The organism is Neorhizobium alkalisoli (assembly GCF_002968635.1).
GTDB classification, from domain to species: domain Bacteria; phylum Pseudomonadota; class Alphaproteobacteria; order Rhizobiales; family Rhizobiaceae; genus Neorhizobium; species Neorhizobium alkalisoli.
Genome location: NZ_PVBN01000015.1, coordinates 57,687 through 80,479 on the forward strand (window position 1 = coordinate 57,687; position 22,793 = coordinate 80,479).

At 57.9% G+C, this 22,793-nt stretch carries 24 protein-coding genes, 3 tRNA genes and 1 pseudogene; 14 read left to right on the forward strand and 14 right to left on the reverse strand.

All coding sequences use genetic code 11. The annotated features are described in order from the left end of the window. Positions 1–15 precede the first annotated feature (15 nt). The 8 genes and pseudogenes from nuoE to C5L13_RS25410 form a co-directional block, all read right to left on the reverse strand. A pseudogene (gene nuoE / locus C5L13_RS25375) lies at positions 16–807 on the reverse strand (NADH-quinone oxidoreductase subunit NuoE); the annotation flags it as partial. 16 nt (positions 808–823) lie between these two features. Then, positions 824–1,087, reverse strand: a complete 264-nt coding sequence (locus C5L13_RS25380; protein WP_205836886.1) for a hypothetical protein — start codon at positions 1,085–1,087, stop codon at positions 824–826. Further along, positions 1,084–2,274 carry an NADH-quinone oxidoreductase subunit D gene (locus tag C5L13_RS25385; RefSeq protein WP_105386064.1) on the reverse strand — a complete coding sequence of 397 codons (1,191 nt, stop codon included), beginning with the start codon at positions 2,272–2,274 and terminating at the stop codon, positions 1,084–1,086. Before C5L13_RS25385 ends, C5L13_RS25380 begins: the two co-directional genes overlap by 4 nt. Before the next feature lie 81 nt (positions 2,275–2,355). Then, positions 2,356–2,958 carry an NADH-quinone oxidoreductase subunit C gene (locus tag C5L13_RS25390; RefSeq protein WP_105386137.1) on the reverse strand — a complete coding sequence of 201 codons (603 nt, stop codon included), beginning with the start codon at positions 2,956–2,958 and terminating at the stop codon, positions 2,356–2,358. A 32-nt stretch (positions 2,959–2,990) separates the two neighbouring features. Further along, a complete protein-coding gene (locus C5L13_RS25395) occupies positions 2,991–3,572 on the reverse strand; it encodes a NuoB/complex I 20 kDa subunit family protein (protein ID WP_105371922.1) in 582 nt (193 codons plus the stop codon). Continuing rightward, complete coding sequence (locus C5L13_RS25400; protein WP_105371923.1) at positions 3,563–3,928, reverse strand: NADH-quinone oxidoreductase subunit A; 366 nt, start codon at positions 3,926–3,928, stop codon at positions 3,563–3,565. The genes C5L13_RS25395 and C5L13_RS25400 overlap by 10 nt, the downstream gene beginning before the upstream one ends. A gap of 421 nt (positions 3,929–4,349) precedes the next feature. Beyond that, positions 4,350–4,426, reverse strand: a tRNA-Asp gene (locus tag C5L13_RS25405). A gap of 71 nt (positions 4,427–4,497) precedes the next feature. Further along, positions 4,498–4,574: transfer RNA gene (locus tag C5L13_RS25410), tRNA-Asp, on the reverse strand. Positions 4,575–4,833: 259 nt separating this feature from the next. Here C5L13_RS25410 and C5L13_RS25415 point away from each other — a divergent pair. The 12 genes from C5L13_RS25415 (at position 4,834) to C5L13_RS25470 (ending at position 14,091) form a co-directional block, all read left to right on the forward strand. Then, a tRNA-Val gene (locus tag C5L13_RS25415) sits at positions 4,834–4,909 on the forward strand. 91 nt (positions 4,910–5,000) lie between these two features. Then, entirely contained in the window at positions 5,001–6,563 is a 1,563-nt protein-coding gene (locus C5L13_RS25420) for a site-specific integrase (RefSeq protein ID WP_105386065.1), read from the forward strand. A 106-nt stretch (positions 6,564–6,669) separates the two neighbouring features. Beyond that, positions 6,670–7,281 (forward strand): phage portal protein, encoded by a 612-nt coding sequence (locus C5L13_RS29575; protein WP_158693525.1) that lies wholly within the window; start codon positions 6,670–6,672, stop codon positions 7,279–7,281. Further along, positions 7,278–7,694 (forward strand): tail completion protein gp17, encoded by a 417-nt coding sequence (gene gp17, locus C5L13_RS25430; protein WP_105386066.1) that lies wholly within the window; start codon positions 7,278–7,280, stop codon positions 7,692–7,694. The genes C5L13_RS29575 and gp17 overlap by 4 nt, the downstream gene beginning before the upstream one ends. Continuing rightward, a complete protein-coding gene (locus tag C5L13_RS25435) occupies positions 7,694–8,011 on the forward strand; it encodes a phage head closure protein (protein WP_105386067.1) in 318 nt (105 codons plus the stop codon). The genes gp17 and C5L13_RS25435 overlap by 1 nt, the downstream gene beginning before the upstream one ends. Next, positions 8,008–8,409, forward strand: coding sequence for a phage terminase small subunit P27 family (locus C5L13_RS25440; RefSeq protein ID WP_105386068.1), 402 nt, complete (start codon positions 8,008–8,010; stop codon positions 8,407–8,409). The genes C5L13_RS25435 and C5L13_RS25440 overlap by 4 nt, the downstream gene beginning before the upstream one ends. Further along, the gene (locus tag C5L13_RS25445) at positions 8,406–10,874 is read left to right on the forward strand and encodes a terminase large subunit domain-containing protein (protein ID WP_105386069.1); all 2,469 of its coding nucleotides are present in this window, start codon (positions 8,406–8,408) and stop codon (positions 10,872–10,874) included. Before C5L13_RS25440 ends, C5L13_RS25445 begins: the two co-directional genes overlap by 4 nt. Positions 10,875–11,242: 368 nt before the next feature. After that, positions 11,243–11,926: a hypothetical protein gene (locus tag C5L13_RS25450; RefSeq protein ID WP_105386070.1), complete on the forward strand. Its 684-nt coding sequence runs from the start codon at positions 11,243–11,245 to the stop codon at positions 11,924–11,926. A 140-nt stretch (positions 11,927–12,066) separates the two neighbouring features. Next, entirely contained in the window at positions 12,067–12,315 is a 249-nt protein-coding gene (locus tag C5L13_RS25455) for a hypothetical protein (protein WP_105386071.1), read from the forward strand. Positions 12,316–12,396: 81 nt separating this feature from the next. Beyond that, positions 12,397–12,867, forward strand: coding sequence for a hypothetical protein (locus tag C5L13_RS25460; protein WP_105386072.1), 471 nt, complete (start codon positions 12,397–12,399; stop codon positions 12,865–12,867). Positions 12,868–12,983: 116 nt separating this feature from the next. Continuing rightward, on the forward strand, positions 12,984–13,331 hold the full coding sequence (locus C5L13_RS25465; RefSeq protein ID WP_105386073.1) for a hypothetical protein: 348 nt from the start codon (positions 12,984–12,986) through the stop codon (positions 13,329–13,331). A 25-nt stretch (positions 13,332–13,356) separates the two neighbouring features. Beyond that, positions 13,357–14,091: an MT-A70 family methyltransferase gene (locus tag C5L13_RS25470; protein ID WP_245571465.1), complete on the forward strand. Its 735-nt coding sequence runs from the start codon at positions 13,357–13,359 to the stop codon at positions 14,089–14,091. 6 nt (positions 14,092–14,097) lie between these two features. On the opposite strand, the gene C5L13_RS25475 is transcribed toward C5L13_RS25470, so the two are convergent. The 3 genes from C5L13_RS25475 to C5L13_RS25485 form a co-directional block, all read right to left on the reverse strand. Further along, complete coding sequence (locus C5L13_RS25475) at positions 14,098–14,850, reverse strand: BglII/BstYI family type II restriction endonuclease (RefSeq protein WP_105386074.1); 753 nt, start codon at positions 14,848–14,850, stop codon at positions 14,098–14,100. Positions 14,851–14,957: 107 nt separating this feature from the next. Continuing rightward, the gene (locus C5L13_RS25480; protein ID WP_105386075.1) at positions 14,958–15,785 is read right to left on the reverse strand and encodes a hypothetical protein; all 828 of its coding nucleotides are present in this window, start codon (positions 15,783–15,785) and stop codon (positions 14,958–14,960) included. A gap of 331 nt (positions 15,786–16,116) precedes the next feature. Continuing rightward, the gene (locus tag C5L13_RS25485; protein WP_105386076.1) at positions 16,117–17,160 is read right to left on the reverse strand and encodes a hypothetical protein; all 1,044 of its coding nucleotides are present in this window, start codon (positions 17,158–17,160) and stop codon (positions 16,117–16,119) included. A gap of 819 nt (positions 17,161–17,979) precedes the next feature. Here C5L13_RS25485 and C5L13_RS25490 point away from each other — a divergent pair. Beyond that, positions 17,980–18,183 carry a KTSC domain-containing protein gene (locus tag C5L13_RS25490; RefSeq protein ID WP_105386077.1) on the forward strand — a complete coding sequence of 68 codons (204 nt, stop codon included), beginning with the start codon at positions 17,980–17,982 and terminating at the stop codon, positions 18,181–18,183. 27 nt (positions 18,184–18,210) lie between these two features. Here the strand turns inward: C5L13_RS25490 and C5L13_RS25495 are convergent, their stop codons facing one another. Next, positions 18,211–18,447 carry a hypothetical protein gene (locus C5L13_RS25495; protein ID WP_342588200.1) on the reverse strand — a complete coding sequence of 79 codons (237 nt, stop codon included), beginning with the start codon at positions 18,445–18,447 and terminating at the stop codon, positions 18,211–18,213. A gap of 727 nt (positions 18,448–19,174) precedes the next feature. On the opposite strand from C5L13_RS25495, the gene C5L13_RS25500 reads away from it, so the two are divergent. Then, the gene (locus C5L13_RS25500; protein WP_105386079.1) at positions 19,175–19,774 is read left to right on the forward strand and encodes a transglutaminase-like cysteine peptidase; all 600 of its coding nucleotides are present in this window, start codon (positions 19,175–19,177) and stop codon (positions 19,772–19,774) included. Positions 19,775–19,807: 33 nt separating this feature from the next. Here C5L13_RS25500 and C5L13_RS25505 read toward each other — a convergent pair whose 3' ends face one another. Next, on the reverse strand, positions 19,808–20,506 hold the full coding sequence (locus C5L13_RS25505) for a hypothetical protein (RefSeq protein WP_105386080.1): 699 nt from the start codon (positions 20,504–20,506) through the stop codon (positions 19,808–19,810). A 2-nt stretch (positions 20,507–20,508) separates the two neighbouring features. After that, complete coding sequence (locus C5L13_RS25510) at positions 20,509–22,767, reverse strand: polysaccharide biosynthesis tyrosine autokinase (RefSeq protein ID WP_407070477.1); 2,259 nt, start codon at positions 22,765–22,767, stop codon at positions 20,509–20,511. Positions 22,768–22,793 lie beyond the last annotated feature (26 nt).

A 22,793-nucleotide genomic window follows, 5' to 3' on the forward strand; every position in this document is an offset into this window, starting at 1 on the left:
CGTGCCTGAAAGCGGCTGCTTCTCCGCAGCCTTGGCGCGCTTCTTGGCGCCTTCCTTGTCGGTTACCGGCGTCTTCAGGGTCGGATTGGTTTCCGGCGCCGTATCCTTCGGACGCCCGGCATCGGCCGGCGGTACGGTGGCGGCGGCAGTCTCTGCCAGGTCCCGCTGCGGCTCCAAGTTGGTGCGGACCGGCTTCACCTCTTCGAGAAGCGTCAGCGCGCCTCCTTCGGGTGCGGCGAAATGCCGGTCGATCTGCGGGCCTGGTTTGACCTGATCGCCCTTGCCTGCCTCAAACGCGTCGATGATCTCTTCCAGCCGCTCCGGCGTCAGATCCTCATAGGCATCCTTGAAGATGATGACCATCGGCGCATTGACGCAGGCGCCCTGACACTCGACTTCTTCCCACGACAAGGTGCCCTCGGCGTTCAACGCGAAGGGATCGTGATGGATCTTCTTCTGACAGACCTTCATGAGGTCTTCCGCACCACGCAGCATGCATGGTGTGGTGCCGCAGACCTGGATATGGGCGCGCGTACCGACCGGCTTCAGCTGGAACTGCGTGTAGAAGGTCGCAACCTCCAGGACGCGGATATAGGGCATGTCCAATCTGTTGGCGACATGCTCGATCGACGCCCGGGTCACCCAACCGTCCTGCTCCTGCGCACGCATCAGAAGCGGGATCACCGCGGACTGCTGCCGGCCTTCCGGATATTTCCTGATCGTTGCCTCGGCCCAGGCGGCATTCTCCTCGTTGAAGGCGAACGCTGCCGGCTGGACGCTATCTTCGGCTAATCGACGAACGGACATTCTTTTCCACGCCTTATCAGTTTATGGATCCACACCTGGTTTTCGTGAGCGTCACGAACTCGCAGGCATAGGCAGACTTCTCTTTCTGCATGAACACTATGAACTTTGTTCCATTGGGAACACTCGCCTTGATCTCATACCCGTCAGACAGGAGATCAGACATTGATCTCGATCCGCCGCTGACCGTCGAACCGCCGGACACCTGCGCCTGATCCTGCTGCGCGAAGGCAACGGGAGCCGCAAAGACCATTCCGGCAGCGACGATAGCTCGGATCATCAGCGGTCCACCTCACCGAACACGATATCCAGCGAGCCGAGGACAGCCGAAACGTCCGCCAACTGGTGCCCGCGACAGATGAAATCCATCGCCTGCAGATGGGCGTAACCCGGCGCGCGGATCTTGCAGCGGTAAGGCTTGTTGGTGCCGTCGGCCACCAGGAAGACGCCGAACTCGCCCTTCGGCGCTTCGACCGCCGCGTAAACCTCGCCGGCGGGCACGTGATAACCCTCGGTGTAGAGCTTGAAGTGGTGGATCAAGGCTTCCATCGAGCGCTTCATCTCGCCACGCTTCGGCGGCACCACCTTGCCATCCGGCGAAGAGAAAGGTCCGGTCTTGGCGTCGCCCAGCAGGCGATCGACGCACTGCTTCATGATCTTGCAGGACTCGCGCATCTCGATCATGCGGATGAGATAGCGATCGTAGCAGTCGCCGTTCTTGCCGATCGGGATATCGAAATCCAGCTCCGAATAGCACTCGTAGGGCTGCGCGCGTCGCAGGTCCCAGGCAGCGCCCGAACCGCGAACCATGACGCCTGAGAATCCCCAGGCCCAGGCATCTTCCAGCGTCACGACGCCGATATCGACGTTACGCTGCTTGAAAATACGGTTGCCGGTGAGGAGATCATCGATGTCGTCCAACTTCGACGGAAACTCATCGCACCATTTGCCGATGTCTTCCACCAATTCCGGGGGCAGATCCTGATGTACCCCGCCCGGACGGAAATAAGCGGCGTGCATGCGCGCACCTGAGGCGCGCTCATAGAACACCATCAGCTTTTCGCGCTCCTCGAAGCCCCAGAGCGGCGGCGTCAAGGCGCCGACGTCCATGGCCTGGGTGGTGACGTTGAGGAGGTGCGAGAGGATGCGGCCGATTTCCGAATAGAGCACGCGGATCAGCTGGCCGCGAATCGGGATCTCGAGGCCGATCAGCTTTTCGATGGCCAGGGCAAAAGCGTGCTCCTGGTTCATCGGCGCGACGTAATCGAGCCGGTCGAAATAGGGGATCGCCTGCAGATAGGTCTTGGTTTCGATAAGCTTTTCGGTGCCGCGATGCAAAAGACCGATATGCGGATCGACACGCTCGACGATCTCGCCGTCCAGCTCCAGCACAAGCCGCAACACGCCGTGCGCCGCCGGATGCTGCGGTCCGAAATTGATGTTGAAGTTGCGGACGTTGTGTTCAGTCATACTGCTTGCTCCATACCGGGCGAAGACCGCCCCCGAGCGGGAAGGAATGCGTTCGACCGGCGCTCACCGCGCCGGTGCTTCTTAAACCTTGGCCTTTTCATCTCCCGGAAGGACGTAGTCGGTACCCTCCCACGGAGAAAGAAAGTCAAAGCTGCGGAATTCCTGGCGAAGTTCGACCGGCTCGTAGACCACCCGCTTGGCGTTGTCGTCGTAACGAACTTCGACAAAACCGGTCGTCGGGAAATCCTTGCGGAGCGGATGACCTTCAAAACCATAATCGGTCAGGATGCGGCGCAGATCCGGATGGCCGGTAAACAGGATGCCATACATGTCCCACGCTTCGCGCTCGAACCAGTCGGCTCCCGGGTAAACGGAGCAGGCGGACGGCACCGGCTCGTCCTCCGCGGTCACCACCTTAACGCGAACACGCAGATTCTGGCGCGGCGAAAGCAGATGGTAGATCACGTCGAAACGCTTCTCACGCGCGGGATAATCCACACCGCAGATGTCGATGAAGCTCACGAAACCGCACTGCACGTCGTCCCTGAGAAATGTCAGAAGGGGCAGAAGGCTTTGTGCCGTCGTCGTCAGCGTCAGTTCGCCATAGGCAATCGTGGCGTCCTCCACGAGCGACGCACGCGCTTCGCGGATGTAGGTCGAAAGCTCGTTCAGGGCTTCACTCATGATCTTGTCCAATTACCCTTAGCCTTTGGCCCTTAGCGCTCGATCGTGCCGGTCCGCCGGATTTTCTTCTGCAGCAGAAGCACGCCGTAAAGGAGCGCCTCCGCCGTGGGGGGACAGCCCGGAACATAGATATCGATCGGCACGACGCGATCGCAGCCACGGACCACCGAATAGGAATAGTGATAATAGCCGCCACCATTGGCGCAGGAGCCCATGGAGATCACATAGCGCGGCTCCGGCATCTGGTCATAAACCTTGCGGAGCGCCGGCGCCATCTTGTTGGTCAACGTGCCGGCTACGATCATCACGTCCGACTGACGCGGCGAAGCGCGAGGAGCAAAACCGAACCGCTCCACGTCGTAGCGGGGCATCGAGAGCTGCATCATTTCCACAGCGCAGCACGCAAGACCGAACGTCATCCACATCAGCGAGCCGGTGCGGGCCCAGTTGATCAGCTCGTCGGTCGAGGTGACGAGAAAACCCTTGTCGGCGAGTTCATTGTTGATCTCGCCGAAGAACGCGTCGTCGCTGCCGATGGGCTTGCCGGTATTGGGATCGATGATCCCCTTCGGCTTCGGCGCCACCAGGGTATTGCCGCTGTCGACTACTCCCATTCCAGCGCTCCTTTCTTCCATTCATAAATGAAGCCGATCGTCAGAACGGCAAGGAAAACCATCATAGACCAGAAGCCGAACCAACCGATGGCACCGAAGGACACAGCCCAGGGGAACAGGAAGGCCACCTCAAGGTCAAAGATGATGAAGAGAATCGAGACGAGGTAGAACCGAATATCGAACTTCATGCGCGCATCATCAAAGGCATTGAAGCCGCACTCATAGGCTGAAAGCTTTTCCGAGTCGGGAGCCTTGTAGGCGACAGCGAACGGCGCGATCAAAAGCGCCAATCCGATCACCATGGAGATGCCGATAAAAATCGCGATCGGGACATAGGAAGTGAGGAGTTCACTCATGATATTCGATCCCTGCTTGCCATAGCGCCGGGGCGACGCTCATCATTCGTGCGCGGCAAGCGAACGTGCATTGCAATAAGCCGTGACTAGCGCAGCCGAAGGCGCGGCGCAAGACTTTTGAACGGCAGCCCCTGCACCAAAATGAAGCAGTTCCAAAGCATAATTTGCAATAAACACGCGGCTTGGACCGAAGAACCGGCATGAGCGCCCCCGGCGGAAACCCACCGAGTTCCAAAAGGATCACGAAGTTGGGCCGACGACGCGTCCTAAAAGTTCACCTCGACGGACAGCGTCACTCAGCCGCACGCGACGCCGCGGAAACAAGCACATGGTGTTCAGCGGCAAGAGACAGCCGGGAGAAACACTTCAGGAATCTTTCGCTCACGGAAGAACAATGGATCGACAGGACCTAGGAAACAAATGGCGCGAGTGACGGGGCTCGAACCCGCGACCTCCGGCGTGACAGGCCGGCACTCTAACCGACTGAGCTACACCCGCGCATATTGCCGACTTTCGGCATCCGCTTCATCACGCTGATCGCGCGACTGACGGATATTCGAGGAGGAGAATGGCGCGAGTGACGGGGCTCGAACCCGCGACCTCCGGCGTGACAGGCCGGCACTCTAACCGACTGAGCTACACCCGCGCATTACTCAAGGGCAACGCCCTCCCTTGCGGCCTCGACCGCTTGGTTGAGCGGCTAACTAAGAGGTTCGCGATCGGGTGTCAAGCAGGTTTCAAGACAAAAGGATGACGCTTCATCTCTTTCCCCGCCCCCGCCTGCCGATTAGCGCCGTCTGCTCAAAAAATTCAAAAAAACATCACGAAAGCTCTTGCGGTTTTTCTTCGATCCGCATAGATCACGGCCACCGACGCGGCGGGACACTTGCTCCGCAGCCGCAGGCGGGCGATTAGCTCAGTTGGTAGAGCGCCTCGTTTACACCGAGGATGTCGGGAGTTCGAGTCTCTCATCGCCCACCATTCTATCCCTTTGATATTGCTTAGACCCCTTGCGCCGTAAGGCGTTTCGCCCATATTGACGTCACAAATCACGTCACAAAATGGGTTCGCAATGGCTGGCAACCTCCGGCACTGGAAAGAACGCAACGGGCGCTACTCCGCGCGAGTCGTCATCCCGCCCTATCTTCGCCCATACCTCGATAATCGCGCCGAACTGGAAATTCAGCTAGGCGGCGACCGCCGAACGGCCCTTCGGAACCATGCCGCCGCCGTGGCTTCGATACAGCGGCAGATAGGGATTGCCCGCCAGAAGCATGAAGCGGCGACCGGACAACAGGCGAAGGCAACACCCTACCCTCTCACAGCGCAACAGATCGCCATCCGCGACTACCAAAGCCAGATTACCTTTGACGCTGAAATTCGGACGCATGATCCGCGCTATGCTCAGATGGGCGTTGATGCCGACGAAGGACGCCGTTTCCGCGACGGCTTTGCCGGACGCCTTACCGATGACGAACTAGACGACCTTGTAGGCGCACGGGTAGAGCGCGCCCGCCTCGCCGGCAACACCGATGCCGTAAGAGGAACACCGGAATGGCGAGCTTTGGCACAAGCCCTTTGTGTGGCCTCCTATGAAGCCATGCTTCGGCAGGATGAACGCGACGAAGGGAACTTCACAGGGGAACCAGTCCACCCACTGCTTGCCGACGCGCCCCCTATATATAATGACGAGCCTGACCCGATCACGTTCGACACCATCATTGACGACGAGGTGAAGCGGCGGGCGCGAGGTAAGAACGCCAAGCCCCTCCCCGACCGAACTGCGAAAAAGTATCGCGACCATTGCACTGCGTTCGCGAAGTGGCGCAAGAGCAAGAACGCGATGACCGTTACAGCGGCAGAAGGCAAAGGCTGGATTGAAGCTTTGCAAGACGCGGGCGAACTCAGCAACCGCACCGTTAAGGCGATGCTCCAGAATGTCCGAACGGTCATGAATTGGGGAAGGCATAACGACCCGGCCAATTTCTTCCCCGCTGGCAACCCCTTGAACGGCATCAAGGCCCCCGACTACACAACCCTACCCTCTTACCTTCGCGCATTCACAATGGATGAAGCTAAGCGTGTCCTCGCCGCCACCAGAAACGAGGACAAGCCGATGTTCCGGTGGATACCGTGGCTTTGCGCTTATTCCGGTATGCGTGTCAGCGAGGCCGGAAATCTTCGGAAGGAAGATTTCTTCGAAATCGGTGGCCGGTGGTTCTGGAAGGTAACGACCGTTGGCGCGCGCTCGCTGAAGACGGCAAGCAGCGAACGGCGCATCCCGGTCCACAAGGCTCTAGTCGATGAGGGCCTTATCGAGTTCGTGAAGGCAGCGAAGCCGGGACGCCTGTTCAAGGGCGACACGAAAGACACCGTCCTTATCCAGCCTCGTATCAGCACATGGGTTCGCGACATCATCCCATTCGATCAGCGCCCCGAATTATCCCCGAACCACGGCTGGCGTCACCTGTTCGAAGACTTCTGCCGCCGCGACCATGTGCCGGAAGATGCCCGGAACTACATCACGGGACGCACGGACGGCGGGTCGCAGGAGCTTTATGGACGCAGCGAAGTCATGCTTCCCGGCCTTGCCGCCGCGATGGATCAGATTAAGCCCATTCCGATCGATCAATAGATTCTATTATTCTTTGCTAAATCATCACTTTTTGTGATTTCAGGGATTCACAGCCGAATCTTCGTATGAGATAATATTCCTAGGTTAAATAGGAATGTTGTCCCTTATGGGTTTTTGGAGTGATGTGAAGAGCAAGCTTGGATTGGCTGAGCGCAAGGCTCATGTCCTATCCGATCCGGCCATTTCGGAACTGTTCGGCGTTCGCTCTACCGTCTCGGGCGTGAATGTCGGCGGTATGTCGGCACTCCATATTCCCGCCGTCCTTCAGGCCGTCCGGCTTATCTCCGAAAGCGTCGGCAGTCTTCCGGTAAAGCTGTTCCGGGAGGATGGCGACAACAAGGAAGCCGCCCGAAAGCATACCGCCTTCAAGATCGTGCATCGCCGCGCCAATGAATGGACCGGCGCGACCACGCTTCGCACCGACCTGACCTCCGACGCCCTGATTTACGGCAACGGCTTTGCCCGTGTCGTCCGCTACGATGACGGACGCCCGTTTGAGCTTGTCCGCCTGCTTCCCGGCACCGTGTCCGTTATTGAAGACACTCTTGCCGCCGTGCCGCCGATCTACCCGCACCTTGTCGAATACGGCACCGCCGACACGGACGCGCAACCGTATTTTTGGCCCGCCCTTCGCCTTCTCCGCAAACGCCTTCAGCAGCGCATTGACCGTGCTGGCCGAAAGGCCGTGCGCGATGCTTGGAATGGAAAGCAGCAATGATTGAACCCGTCACCGCCCTTCAGACTGCCATTCGCGCCCGGCTTCTGAATAAGCCGGAAGTGATTGCCCTTGTCCCTGCCGATCATATCCGCGCCGGAAGCACCCGCCCCGACAAGACACCGTGCATCACCATGAGCGACGGCAGCACCATGCTTCACGGCAACGATTACCGCGCCCAAAGCGCCGCATGGGTTTACCTCGACCTTCACGTTTGGACGCTGGACGCCGGACAGGACGCCGCCAAGGAAATCGCCGGGGCCGCCGCCGCCGCCCTGTCCAAATACAGTCTGCCAATCGAAGGCGGCTATTGCGACCATTTCAAGGTTACGACGACTCGGCATGTTCGCGACCCGAACCCCGCCTATGGTCACTCTATCCTGTCCGTCGAAGCCCTCATTCGGTGGATGGTTTAATGCTCAATATCGGGAACATGGATCGCCGTATTACTATCGACCGGCAAACCGAAACCGTGAACCCGTCCGGCGACGTGGTGAAGGCGTGGACGCCCGTCGCCATGGTATGGGCTGAAGTCCTTCAGCAAACGGCCACGGAGTTCTTCACCGGCTACGGCGAGGCCGAAACCGGCACCATGATTTTCCGTGTCCGATATCGCCCTGGCATCACGACCGCCGACCGCGTGACCTATAACGGCCAGTCCTACGGCCTGAAGGAAATCAAGGAAATCGGCAGGTTCGAAGCCCTTGAGCTTCGCGGCGAGGTGATCCGGTGACACACCTTCGCGGCGTGAAACCGCCCGTGCAATCCGATGCGAACGCGCTCAAGAAAGCGCCCGCCGCGCCGAAGCATCTTTCGGACTATGCCCGCGCGGAATGGAAGCGCATCATGCCCGGCCTGATTGAAAGGGGCATTATCACCCGTGGCGATCTTGGCGGCGTTGAAGACTATTGCCGCGCCCGTGGCCTTGTCCGCGAGATTGAGGACGCCCTTCGCACTTCCGGCGATATCGACCTGAAGCTTTGCCGTCTTCAGGACAAGGCAATGCAGACGGCTCGCCAGCTTGCGGCGGAATACGGCCTTTCGCCCGTGTCCCGCTCTCGTGTCGGCAGCGCCGGACCCGCCGCCGATGACGGCGACAACCCGCTTGCCATCGGCAGGAACCGCCCTTGAGCAACAGCGCATTCCCGGCATGGATCAACGATAACTCCCCGATCCCGGACCCCTTCGGTTACGGACAGGAAGCCGTTGACTTCATTCGGGCGCTCAAACACCCGGCCAGCACGGCACCGAAAAGCCGCTTCCAGCTTTACGATTTTCAGGAGCGCATGACGCGCCGCATCTATGGACCCCGGAACCCGGATGGCTCCCGGATCGTGCGCACCGTCTTTCTTATGCTCCCGCGTGGCAACCGTAAGACCAGTATCGCCGCCGCGTGGGCGTTGCTTCATACCATCGGCCCGGAAGCCCGCCCGGCAGGACAGGCGATCTTTGCCGCGTCGGATCGCGAACAGGCCGGTATCGGTTTCAAGGAAGCCGCGAACATCGTCCGGGAAGACCATCGCCTTGTCGCCGCGACCCGCATCTATGACGCCCATAATAGCGCCAAGAAAATCGCCTGCCGGTTGAACAAGGCCGAATTGCTGGCCGTGTCGTCGGACGGCGCGGCGCAGCACGGCAAGACACCTTCCTTTGTCCTTGTCGATGAAATTCATGCTTGGAAGGGCCGCGACCTTTGGGAAGCCCTGAAGTCCGGTATGGCGAAGGTTCCCGATACCCTTATGATCATCGCCACGACTGCCGGGCGAGGGCAGGAAGCCAAGGACCGGCTGGCCGATCTTCAGCTTGAGAAGATCGCGTTCCCCGGCGATGCCGCCATTGACCTGAACATTGATCGCCAGACCGCCCTTATCGAGGAATTGACCGGCGAGGCCTTGCGCCTCCGGGACATTCTGGACCGTCGCAACGGCTATTCCGAGAACTTCATTTATCGCACGGGCGAGGAAGCGCGCGGCGCAAAGCCGCCCCTCGACAACCTCAACAACGCCCTGTCCGGCACCGACACCGCCGCAGGCCGTGCCGTCGCCAACATCAAAAACTTCGGTGACGCCATCCGGGCTCTGAAGAACGAAGTGCCGGAACTGGCGAAGTCGCTGGCCGATCTCGACAAGAAAGCCCAGATCGAAGCCGTCTATGAGGCGGCAATCGCCCGTGCGCAGGGACAGCGCGAAATCGCCCTGGCTAACGAAATGCGTGGTCGTGCGCTGGCATCTGCAAACCTCAAGAGCGCGACCGACGACCCGACGGCATACCTTTCTTCGGTTCTGGCTTCCGGCAAGGCTCAAAGCCATATCGACGGCATGGCGACGGCTTTTGCGTCGAAGCTGGCGAAGATGATTGCCAGCATGCCCGACAATCTCAAGGGCAGCGTCACCATCAATTCGGGCTTCCGTTCGGTGGAGCGACAGCAAGAGCTTTGGCTTGATGCCCTTCGCAAGTATGGGTCACCGGAGGCCGCCCGGAAATGGGTGGCACCTCCCGGCAATAGCCAGCACAACAAAGGCAATGCCGCCGACCTTGGCTATAGTTCCGACGCGGCGCGGCAGTGGGTGCATCGGAACGCGGGCAACTTCGGCCTGTCTTTCCCGCTCTCGAATGAGAACTGGCACATTGAGGACGCCGACGCCCGGAACGAGGAAACCGCCGCCGAAATCGACCGGCTGACAGAAGCCGCGACCCGGCAGGCCGATGCTTATAGCCAGATCACGCAGGGCGCGCGACAATACACCGACGCCCAGCGCCTCGAACAGCAAGCCCTTGGCATGACCGGCCAGCAGGCGGCGGCGCTTCGATACGAACAGGAAATGTTGAACGAGGCCGCACGGGCGGGCATTCAGCTTTCGCCCCAGCAGCGCACCGAGATTGCCCAGCTTGCGCAGGGTATGGCACACGCCGAAATGGCGACCGGACGGCTCCGGGAGAAGCAGGAAGGGCTTGCGGAAGCCGGGCATTTCTTCGGCCAGCAGATGACGGACGCCCTTGCGGGCTTGCTCTCCGGCACCATGACGGCGGAACAGGCTTTGCAATCCATGTTGCAAACCTTGATCAAAGTCGGGCTTCAAGCCGTGCTTATGGGCGAAGGTCCGCTTGCCGGTCTCTTCGGTGGTGGCGGCAATAGTTCGGGCGGCGGCTTCGGTGGCCTGTTTGGAATGTTGCTTGGCGGATTGTTCGGCTTTTCTGAAGGTGGATGGACCGGCCCCGGATCGAAGTATCAACCGGCTGGCGTTGTCCATGCTGACGAATACGTCTTCAGCAAGAAAGCGACCCGTGCGCTCGGCGTGAAGAACCTCGATGCCATGCACGAGGCAGCGAAGCGCGGCTATGCCGAAGGTGGCCTTGTCACGGGGACGCCGACGCTTGCCGTGCCCGATCTCGGCGGCGTGTTTGCCGCCCCGGTTCAAGCGATCTCGATTTCCGCACCTGTCACCGTCAACGGCTCGGCAGGCACGCCCGAACAGAACGCCGACCTTGCGAAGCGGATGGCCCGGCAGCTTGAAGGAACCATGCGCGGCGTGGTGGCCGATGAGCTTCGCCGTCAGACACGGCCCGGCAACTTCGCCAACAGTAGAAGCAGATAACCGGACGATCCATCACAGGCTTCCGTGAGTCTCTTGTAGCGCACGGCGTTTTCAGGACCGGGAAGGTTTTCGCTTCAAGATCGGCGTCCATACTATATAAAGGTTATTTTTATTTAGCTAATATAATAACTATTAAAGTAGTATGGACGGCGCTCGTGAGGAAATAACTCTCCCGGTCCTGAATCAAACCTTCCCCGGAAGCTGTGCGAGAACCTTCCGCTCGTCCGTCATTTTCTTCCGGTAAGCGATTTCCAGAACGCTATAGCCCCTTGTGCGCAGCACGCGTGTCATCACGCACTAGGCCGGGCGGTTCTTTGGTCCTTTTTCCGCCCGTCTGATTCCAAGGGGCCAAGCAAAGAAGGAACCCGATGGCTAGACCCCGCAAGTATGAAACCGAAGCGGATGCGAAAGCCGCGAAGCTCGAAAAGCAGCGCGCAAGCCGCGCCGCCGTGAACGCTCTCAAGAAAGACCCCACGAAACGTAAGGACGCCGCCGTGAACGCTCAAGCTCATCCCTTCGCGCCGATCAACGATGAAACCATGTCTGTCATCCGTCAGATCATGAGCGAGGCGAGGAAGGAACCTAGCAATCCGATTTCATACTCGCCACATGGCCGCGCCGTCGCCGCCATGTTGCTCGAATGGGAGGACGTGAATAGCGCCCGGCTTCCAATCCTTGAGGAAGAGACTGTCGTTTGCGGCCACACAGCCAACGGCGTTCCCATTACCTACAAAACGGGCGAAGGTTACGAGTGGAACCAGCTTTGCAGCCGTTTGCGTGGGATCGCTTTCTTCATGGAGCGCAATGGCCGGAACAAGCTCAAGGCTGACCGGAACGCCGTTAAGGAACAGACCGAAGCAGACGACGCCGGTTTGACCGTCGCAGACCTCCGCACAAACAAGGACGTTACGGCGAGACGCAAATGGGAAGACCAGACGCAAGCCGCCTTTCACCGCGCTAAGGCCGACGAAGCCCTTGCCAAGCGTAACGCCCGGATCGAACAGGAAAGCACCGAATGCATGAAGGAAAGCGAGGCGTTCGGGCGCTTCTAGCGCCCGGCGAATCGCGAAATAAGTAAGTGCTTACTTAAGCTAACTTCTTGATTATGTTGACGAAAATTTCATTTCACCCCTAGACGAATGAGTTTGCGCGCCGTAAGATTCTGCCATCACCAACAAAAATGGACGCCCCCATGCGGAACATCTTCATTCCTTCCGACATCTTCGACGGCCTAACTACCGATCTTGCCCGCCGCCTCAGTAACGGCCTGAATCCCGATATCGCTACCGGGCAGATCGAGCCGCACCAGATCGCGGCAATCTTCGCCGACAATTGCGTGTTGCCAGTGGACGTGGTGCACCAGATCGTCAACGACGCGAACGCCGACGCCGCCCGACAGGCTGAAAGCATGGTCCCGGCGATCGCACGGCCTGCCGCCTGAATTTTCCCTGTTGACTTCGTAATGGTAACGGGAGATAGAGTTGCTAACGTAACGAAATATCTTGTTACCAAGGGGTGAGCAGTGGCGAAGACACGGGCAGAGATTCAGCGGGAATACCGGGAGCGGAAGAAGGCGCAGGCGAAGGCCGAACAGGCTAGGCCTACGCCGTCCATTGATCCGCTCATGAGGAACCCCGAACGGACGTTCGCCGCGTTCCTGAAGGAGCGTGAGGCGAATTTCATGCTGCCAGAAAATCTGCATTGGATAGGCATCGAACTTGGAACCGACTTGACCGACGAGCGCCCCAAGCTCGACCGGGCGGCGGATTGGGAAGAGATGGGTTTGGAAGTCAATTCCCTGACGGTCGCCACGTCAATGACTGCCATCCTTATCGACGCCGCGAAGGAACTGGCGGAACTAATCAACGCCTACAAGATCGAAGAGATTGACCGGCAGATGCAGGACGCATCCCCGGTCAAGAAAGGGCAGCTTGAAGCCCTCAAGAAGCGGCTGGCGAAAAAGACCAGCCATTTCTTCCCCGTCATCGAATAGCGATGGGCTGAAGAACACTGCCGGAACGGGCGTCGATTGGACCCTTCACCCGATCCGGCAGAAGCATGAGCGAGGCAGGCGCTTCCACCCGCCACCCACAACGAAAGGAATCTATCATGAGCGACGCTCAGGCTGCAAACAACCCAAACGCTATCGAAGTCATGGGCCGGAAGACATTTGATGCCTTCCTCTATGACCTTTATGGCTGCAAGGAGAAGAACGACGTCAAGGCCGATATCGATCTTGACGGCAACAGCATCTATCGCGTGGAAGTCTTCAACTCGCCGGAAGGTCTGTTGATCGCAGCACATGAATTGCATCGCGTCCATGTCATCCGGCCCAAACCTATTCAGTCCCGTGACGAAGCCGATTTTCTTGAAAATGGCGAGACCCCTGCACCCATGTCAGAACCCTCCTTTGTGGAAATGACGCCGGACGACGAGGCAAACATTCGCGCCGCGTAGTCCGCGACCTGCATAAGCGCACCAGATGAATAAAGCTCGCCGGGAAAACTCGGCGGGCTGTGGGCTTTGGCCTCTTTTTTATGTGGCAACATGTGATATGCCTGATGAGAACAATGAGAGAATCTTTATGACTGATCCTGCTGCCGACCTTCTTCAAACAGCAAATGGCGCTCGGTTCAAAACGATCCTCGCCGATCCGCCCTGGCAGTTCGTTAATAGGACCGGAAAGGTAGCTCCAGAACATCGCCGACTTAATCGCTACGGCACAATGGAGCTAGAGGACATCAAAGCATTGCCAGTGGCAAAGGTGGCGGATACGACGGCACACCTGTATCTATGGGTGCCTAATGCGTTGTTGCCTGAAGGGCTCCAAGTCTTGCAAAGCTGGGGTTTCACCTACAAGTCAAACCTCATTTGGCACAAGATTAGAAAAGACGGCGGTTCGGACGGGCGTGGCGTCGGCTTCTATTTCCGCAACGTGACGGAAATCATTCTGTTCGGCGTCCGGGGGAAAAATGCGCGCACGCTCGATGCCGGCCGCACCCAGGTAAATTACCTCGCTACCCGGAAGCGCGAACACTCGCGCAAACCGGATGAGCAATACGATCTTATTGAGGCTTGCTCCCCCGGCCCGTATCTTGAAATGTTCGCCCGGGGAACGCGGCCGAAGTGGACCGTATGGGGTAATCAGGCGGATGACGAATATCGTCCGACGTGGGACACCTATAGCAATCACTCGCGCTCTGTCGCCGCTGAATAGGCGGCTTTAAACCTTCTTCCAGTCTGTAATGCTGTCCGGCTTGATGCCAATGGCTAGGACCGGGCAGCCGCCATTCCTCCCGGCATCTAGCCGGTAGATAAGTTTGCCCATCCAGGTGGTGCTCGCCCCGTATTTCGCGGCAATGCCGAGATCCCGGAAGACGTCGTTCAAATCTCGGCTTCTGGTCAACAGAACGGCCGCGTCAATCGCGCCAGCCTGATAAAAAGCGTTGAAGGCGTAAAGGTCACGGTCGAAAGTCTGATCCTTACTGTTCCACTCCAAATCGAAGGCTACCCGGTTTTTCACATAGTCGATTTTGTGACCGTCGAGATATCCCTTGCGAGTTTGCTCACTTTCCCGCTTTGCGAACTTGACCTTCCCGCCCTTCGTCACGCCGACTTGCTCCTTCCAAAGAAGTTTGACGACTAGATCGCCACGGATGACGGTTTCATGCCAGTTGCTTGGCCGCAGTAGCGAACTGACGTGCTTCGGTATCGCGGACTCGTTTCCGCCGGCCGTCGTGAGCATCTCCGTTGTGATTGATAAATTCGTGAGGGCATCGAGCAATTCGCTCCATTCCTGCGGATGGGTCTCCGCTAGAATCACTGCCGCGTTTTTATAGCTGAAGAACTCGAATTTTTTCCGTAGCTCTTCCGACACGCGCGCCTCTACAAGAGCGTCAGGGTCGGCAAGTCGGGCGGTTAAAGTGGCATCTGCCTCTTCCTCTGGAAGTGAACCATTCTCCTCAGTATCATCCATGCGCCACCCCCAGTTAATTTCCACCGAAGCTAACTGATTCTCCTAACGATTGGATCTCACAACCGGCTTTCGATGGGGCCTTGCTATGCTGAATGAGGGAGCGTCCGTCAGAAAGTGTCGGGACCGATGCAAAAGGGGTAGCGGCGGTCCGGCAACGAAATGCCGGAACTCCCACGCTTGTAGAACTCGTCTCCTAAAAGCCAGTGATAAAGGTTCAGATAGGAGAAATCCGGATGTATCTTCAAACCCACTCCTCCGATACGCCCGGAATCCGATCGGAGCATGTTTTTGACAGGTTGAAACACCGGCGCGGCATACTCGGTGTGTCCCGCTACCATTGCTGTGGTTATCGAGGCCACAAGATCGGCCACCTGAAGGACACGAGAATTGTTGAAAGGCATGGTTAGAATGTTCGTCGCAAGCTTGTCGAATTTAGCGTAGTCGGTTCCCGCAGAGACGATCTCGGCGCAATCAGCCAAAAAAGTGTCTTCGTCTGAGCGTCCCCCTGAAGGGCGTGCCACAATCACCATGCCAAGGTCGTTGCCAATCGAGTAGTTGAAGCGTTCCAAAGCCATGACAAGCACGTCCATCTCATGCTTGTCGGCGTTCTTGGTGGCTAGCCGCTTACTTGTGTCAGAAACGTTTGCTAATGCGACCGCGCCATGTTCGGCGGCCAGCATCAGAACGTCCGTGATGAACCGAACCCGATCTTCCCCGATGAGGTTCGCTCTCATCCAATGGTCCTTGGCGGGTGACCACTTAAACGGCTCGCGGATCGGGAAGCCGACCTTATCGTGACAGAAGTCGTTCAGCGCCTTTTCAAGCTCTCTCGCCGCACCAGCTTCTAAAGATATACCTCCGACTGCTACAATAGGCCCCAAGCGAGGCCGTGATGGCTTGCGCTGCGCCGCGTCGTCTAAGAAGAGTAGCTGCATGGAAAGTCCGCGAGTCGTTTGAAGTAGCAGATTTTACCACGCGTCGTGGATTGATGTTTAGAGCGCTTGTTCAACCCAGGTTATCCACAGGACCAGGCTTCCGACGTCACAAAACAGAGGCCGTCACAACGTCACAAATCGTCAGTTGCGTCAATTCTAATTTGCGTCTATTTTCAATCCTTTACACGCGTGACCGATGAGAGAATTGAGTTTTCGAGTCTCTCATCGCCCACCATTTTTCCGAACAGCATCAACTAGTTATGGCGTATTTTGGGCACTGCTGTGTAGCATTCATGTGGGTGTTCCATGTGTAGCAGATGAGAGGCGCGTGTTAGGTAGCGATAGCAGCTAGGTATTTCGCCCAGTTAGAGGCGGCATCAGCGACGGCCTGGAGCGCGGCTTGAACCTCCTGCGGGTTCGCAGCGGCCCAAACTATCCCTGCGGGAATCGCCCATTGAATCGCGGCGTCTACTGCCGCATCAGCTTTTCTTCCGCACCAAGCGGCAATTGCTTCCGCAACCCTTCGGAACAATGATGCCTTGGCCTGTAGTATCACTGGGTCCGGCTTTTGCTCCTGCGCGTCAACCCTGAGTTCGATCACCGCTTCCACAACGATCTTAAGATCTTCCGGCGCTATTGGATCAGGTTCGACCAGTTCCGGCGGGTGATTGTGATTCCGTGGCGGTAGGTGCGTGCTATAAGTCTCAAGGGCAGCCTCTAACCTATCAATCCGGGACTGAAGTTCCTGCTGATAAACCGTGTTTCGGTCGAGCACCGGCATGGGGTCGAACACAAGACGATTACCATTGCGATCAATTATTCTGTCGCCCGTGTTAGTGGCAAACGAATGCCCTGCGAAAGACCGACCGGCATGGGTTGGTCCGTTTATGACGTATTCATTGAGTGGAGCGCCACCTATGCCGCCTGATAAAGGTTGTCCCGTAGCTATAAGAGGGCGACCTCGTTCATCTGTGATGTAACGACCTTTGTCGTCCATCAGATACGCGTCACCGGGCGGAAGGTCGGGTAAAGGCTCGTCTAATGAGAAGGTGCCGTCATCGTCCTCTGGCTCGATTGGCCGACCGTCCTCTATGCCTTCTTTGATTCTGAGATCCCGATCATAATCATCGTCGGTGTAGTCTGGTTCATCGAATGCGTTGAGGCTAATGCGGCGCGAAAACTCCCTTTCCCCGAGTCCTAGCTGAGTAAGAATTTCCGGGTCGCTTTCGTCATCGAAGCGAATAACATAACCGTAAAGCTCGCCGTCGTTTCCATCGATGGTGTCAACCTCCCAATGAACTTCGCTCAATAGGTCAACGTCAACACCCCACTCTGCCGCGATGGCTTCTGCCGCCTTATTGTCGTCCAGTGCCATTCCACGCTCTACGATTCGCTTCTCGATATTAAGTTATTCACGACAGTAAGCGAATCCACACCACCTTTCTCCTCGCGCCGAAACTTCGGTTTCCATCTGCGCACGAGGCCGGACTTATGAGCATAGAAGCCGTCTCAAGCTGGTCGCAAAGGAAATAGGCGTGGGCTATGACCGTGCGGAGTGCGGCGCGCGCACTACCAGCATGGGCGTCATGGATGACTTGAGCGAGGTCTTGCGGGCTGCTGTTCCGATCTGGCGAGCTTCGGGGGGATGGTAGGCCCTTCTGAGAACGGGAATACGTTCCTATTTTGTTCTCATTGACCGGGGGAGTCAATACCGAATTTTTCTCAACCCCACGGCAATCATTTTCTGCCACTGGATGTATTCATAGGCACTACATCAAATAGGAGAAAGTGAATGCTGCGAATTGTCCGCTCTAGCAGCCCCGGTCTGTGGGTCGTCGTTGACGAGAACAACAAAGTCCTATTCGGGCCGGATGACTATGAAGCCTGTGAGGACTACATCAATCCAAAGCCGCGCATGGGTCGATAACCACGGTGGGCAAACTGCGGGCCGCTCCACCTTCGAGCTTCCTGCCGCCCTGACTGAGACGGACATTCGCTAGCAGATTGCTGCTCTTCGGAGATCTCGCCCGGCGATTCCCGGATCGCCCCTGACAGAACTCCTCAACTCTGCAAGAATCGCGCCGCAGCCCCACCAAGGGTGCGGCTGCGAATCACCACGGGCTCAGAAATACCAGCTTGATTTTTTTGCACCGCACAATATCGTAATCTCAGCCCCAACAACTCAGGTGCCGCCATGCGCGTGGAGTTGAGATCGAAGCTGATCGACGCGGCCTCCTATGAGGAGGACAAACGCTTGCTTCGCATTTATATGGCGAATGGCCAATTGAGAGAGTTCGTCGACGTTCCGAGGCAGGTCTTCAATGATCTCGCCCAGGCAGTCTCGGCGGGCACCTACTATGTCCAGAACATCAAGGGCAGATTTCCCGGAGCGCAATAACGCTTCATGCGACCCCGGGGTAACTCTCTACTTAAAGGTGGAGCGGCCGCCGTCCCGGGTGATGATCTCGAAGTTCCTGCCGTCGGTCTCCACGTTCACGCAGTCCTTCCTCCCATTCGGAAAAAGAACACAGATCTCACCATTGGAGATCTTGTAGCCGCGCGGATTGCCGCGCGCATAGGTGTAGCCGTTGCTCTTGGTGCTCGTGTCCTTCGAGCGTTCGTTCATGTATTCGCGAATTTCGGCCTCGGACGCGACCCGCATTTTTGATTTTTCAGCCAAAGCTGGAAATGTCGAGGCAACTAATATGGAAGCAACAAATATCGAAATCTTGTACATATAACAGCACCCGGTGGAATTTTACTTGGTGTATAACACTTGACCGCAACAGTCGAGAGAGCAGCACTCACGTTCTACCGGCCTTCTCATGCCGCCAGGACAAATGTGCCTGCTTAGAGCCGCACGATCGCAAGCTCTCCCTTCATCCGTTCCACTTCCAGGCAAGCTGGCCACCCGCATGGCGAGTTTCAGTTCAACCTTCAAGCCAGTTGTCTAGCCGCTCGTAGAGGTGAAGGTTCGGGATAAGACCGCTTGAATGCGCGAACCTATAACTCTCTCGAACTGCAAAAAAGCTGGTCGACCATATCAGAAGGCTGACCAGCAATGCGATCATATACACCTGTGCCCGCATGTCGCTCCTCCTCCAGCCTCCCCTGTCCATAGTGTTCTATTCTGAGGCGGATGTCGAGAATCACGCGTCAGCGATGACACGGAGCGATTCCGACCCCCATGGAAAGCACATGGATTCAGTCGCTACGGGCGGCCTGGCCTCAACGTTGCAAGACCCTGCCTCACCCTCGAGGTCGGAAAAACAACGATCGTTAAAATCCAACGCTTTCACTTAAGCGAGCCGCAAAAGAGGCCGTGCTAAATCGGGACACAAGCAAGATCACGAGACGATTTCCACGTCCGGTTTCGATTGGGGGCACCAATGTCTGGCAGGCATTTCTTCAAGACTTTGATTATCGCATCCGTCCTGTGCGGTTCGATGGCACACACGGCGTCCGCCGGACCCGTCTCGGGCCTCGCCCGGCCTTTGCGGACAGTCCCGCAAAGCCAGTTCATCACCGCGTCCCGGCACACGCTTGCGCCCTTCGCCTTCGTCCGTTTCTGCCGCGACAATCGTGAAGACTGCCAGGCAAGCCAGGGAGAATCCATCGTTGACCTCAGCCCGCTCCGGCGAGCCGAGCTGTTCCGCATCAATGCTGCCGTGAACCGCTCCATGCGCCCGCAGTATGACAACAGCAGCAGCGACGTATGGAGTGTCGATGTCGGTTCCGGCGACTGCGAAGACTACGCATTGACAAAGCGCCGCAAACTGATTGCAGCGGGCTGGCCCGCGCGCAGCCTGCGCATGGCGGTGGCAAGAACGGGCGCCGGCGAGGGTCATGCCGTGCTGGTTGTGAAGACCTCTCAAGGGGACCTTGTGCTGGACAACCGCACCGGCATGATACGGCCTTGGAACCGCACGGACCTGACTTGGGAGAAGATCCAGTCGGCTGACAACCCGCGTCTTTGGTTCGATATCTGAGATATCGGACCACTCCCGGGTTGGCACTGGCAACTATCGGTCGGTTTTACCTATTTTTTGCGTCCCGACCGGATCGCAATCCGGTGTCATGGCAGCCAATTGCTGCGTTACAAGCGGTCCGGGCGCCGGAAGGCGTCGCCGCAGGGAATGGTTGTTGTCGGAACAGATAATCCGGAGATCAGACGCGAGCGGCTCTGACAGCAGCGCGAGTGTCCGGGCCGTGACCCGGTTATACAGCAGATAACGACCGACGATAACATTCTCATCCGCCGGCGTATAAAGCTGGGAAAACGTCACAAGCTTTGCGACCTCCTCCGGCTCCTCGACGATCGTCTGTTGAACCATAGCCAGCCTCAGCCAGAGATTACCGTCGGTCGGCAGGCAACCGAGAGCGAAACGGGCAAACTTGTCTGTCCGCTCCAGGGCCGTGGCCCAGCTCTCGTAATCCTTATCCTGATCCTGGTAATCGAGGTCGGCGAGAAGGATCGACATTCCGCCTTTGACGAACTCGCTTTGACAAACACCTGCCGCACGGAGCGCTTCCGCCTGCGAAACGGAAGCTGCAATGGCTTGGCGCGCCACCGGCTCTTTCCGTTGCAACTGACGAGCAAGATACGGCAGATCACCGAAGCGGACGAAGCGGGAAATCTGGACGGCGCTGAGCGACAGCACCACCAGCGAAAAGGCAGTCACCGCTCCGACAAGAAGCGGATTCCTGCGAATCCCAATCATCTTCACACGTTTTCCTGGTAGTATTGCGAATAGCGCGAGTAATAATATTCGCTCGATCCGTAGGCGCGATAGAGCTTCATACGCTCCTGATCCACCTTGTTGAGGATCACGCCGAGACATTTGTCCCGAATATACGGATCGGTCGAAAGAACCTGCCTCACGACGCGACGCGCTGTTTTGCCCCACTCGGTGACGAAGATGAAGCCGTCGACCCGGTTGGAGATCGCTCGCGCGTCGACGACCGGTCCAAGCGGTGGCAGGTCGACGATGATATAGTCCGCCTCAGCGCTCAGCGACGTCAGAATGTTGCGCATCGCAGGTGATGCCAAAAGCTCCGAAGAGTGCGGCACACGATGCTTCACGACAGCCGGCAGGAAGGAAAGCTTCGTCTGCGGATTGTGCAGAAGGAGGTTCTGGACGTTGCCGCCATCCAGGAGAGCTTCAAGCAGCCCCGCTTCCGCATGCCGCGCGATTGCGCGTGTTGCGCCTGGATTGCGCAGATCTCCATCGATGAGGATCGTCCGGCTGCCCTGACTTGCGAGCAGTTCGGCGAAGTTTACGGAGATGGTCGACTTCCCCTCCCCGGGCAAGGACGACACGATACCGATGATTTTGCAGGTCTTGCCGGCCAGACCGAGATCGGCGGCGATCTTGGCGCTTCGCAGGGTCTCGGCGAAGGCCGACAGCGGATGATCGATGACATAATTCGAGACCGCATTTGCCTTGCGGATCAAACGAGGCCCCTCCGGCATCTCCTTCAAAGACGTAGCCCGTGCAGGCGGTACCAAGGGAGCGATCCCGAGGAACTCGAGGCCCAATATATCGCGAACCTGCTCGCCTGTCCGGAAGAAGCGGTCGCGGAACTCACGGAACGCGCCAACTCCGCCACCGGCTGCAGCACCCAACACCAGAAAAAACGCCATTACGAGAGACTTGCGCGGATGGCTCGGGCCGCCGGCAGGGGTAGCGCGGGTAATGATGCGCGCCTCGGTGACAGGGAACGACTGCTGCTGAAGTGCTTCCTGATAGCGCTGCAGAAACGTCTGATACATATTTTTGTAGGTTTCGGCTTCGCGCTCCAATTCGCGAAGCTGGACCTGGGTCTCATTGGCACTGGCGCTGATGCCGGTCGCCTGAGAGACGGAGTCATTCAAACTCTTCTCACGAGCCTCGGCGACATCGAGATCAGACTTGTAGCTTTCAGCGATCCGGTTGACCTCTTCGAACATCAACCGCTTGTATTCCGACATTTCGCTTCTCAGCCGGATAGCCTGAATGTGGTTCTGCCCCAGCCGTTCGGAAATCTGTGCTTCGCGTTTCGAAGCGTCCAGGTATTTCTGGCGCAATTCGTTCGAAATGGAACTGTCGAGCACGTCGGTGACAATCGCATCCGACTGACCTGAAGCGATAATCTGTTGAATCCGCTGCAGACGCGCCCTCGCCTTCGCCGTATCCGATTGTGCGACAATCATCGCGCTATTGAGCTCCGACAGCTGCTGGTCGGCAACCAAGACGGAACCCGCCGCCACAAGCCCGTTGGCGCTGCGGAATTTCTGTACGGCAAGATCCGAAGCAAGGGCCTTCTGGCGCAGTTCGGCAATACGCTCCTGCAGCCAGTCGCTCGCCCGCCGCGTCGCTTCGTATTTGGAGTTGAGTTTGTCGACCAGGTAGGCCTCGCCGATCGCGTTGGCTATTTTCGCCGACAATTGAGACGAGGGAGACACGTAGCTCACCTCGAGCACATAGGTGCGGCCAACACGGCTGACGCTTACATTGTCAAGCAGCTGATCTGCCGCGGCGCGTCGTCTCGCCGCCACCTGGGCATCAGTTTCCGGTTCTTCAGAGGCAAACCAGCTTGAGACATTGGCTATAGAGCGGATCGCACCGATCGCGCTGGAAATTGCCGATGCTTCAGACGACATGAAGCTCGGATCGTTGCTCAGATCCAGTTTATCGACCACCGCCAGCGCGATGGTATCGGAGTAGAGAAGCTCCACCTGGCTGAGGATCGATGCTTCGTCATCGATCACACCGCCGATTGTGGAAAGCTGCTGAACGACTTCCCTGTTTCCGCGATCGATCAATACGCTGACGTATGATGTATAGAGCGGGACCGCCGTGAGGATATAAACAATCCCGAGGACAAAAGCGGCGGCAGCACATGCCGCCACCACCAGCCACTGTCGACGTGCTGCCGCAATCAAGGCCTCCACATCAACAGCCTGAGACGGCTCGGTCGCATTGATGTCATCGTCGCGCAAGCCGCCCCGAAAATCCCTGCTGTTGA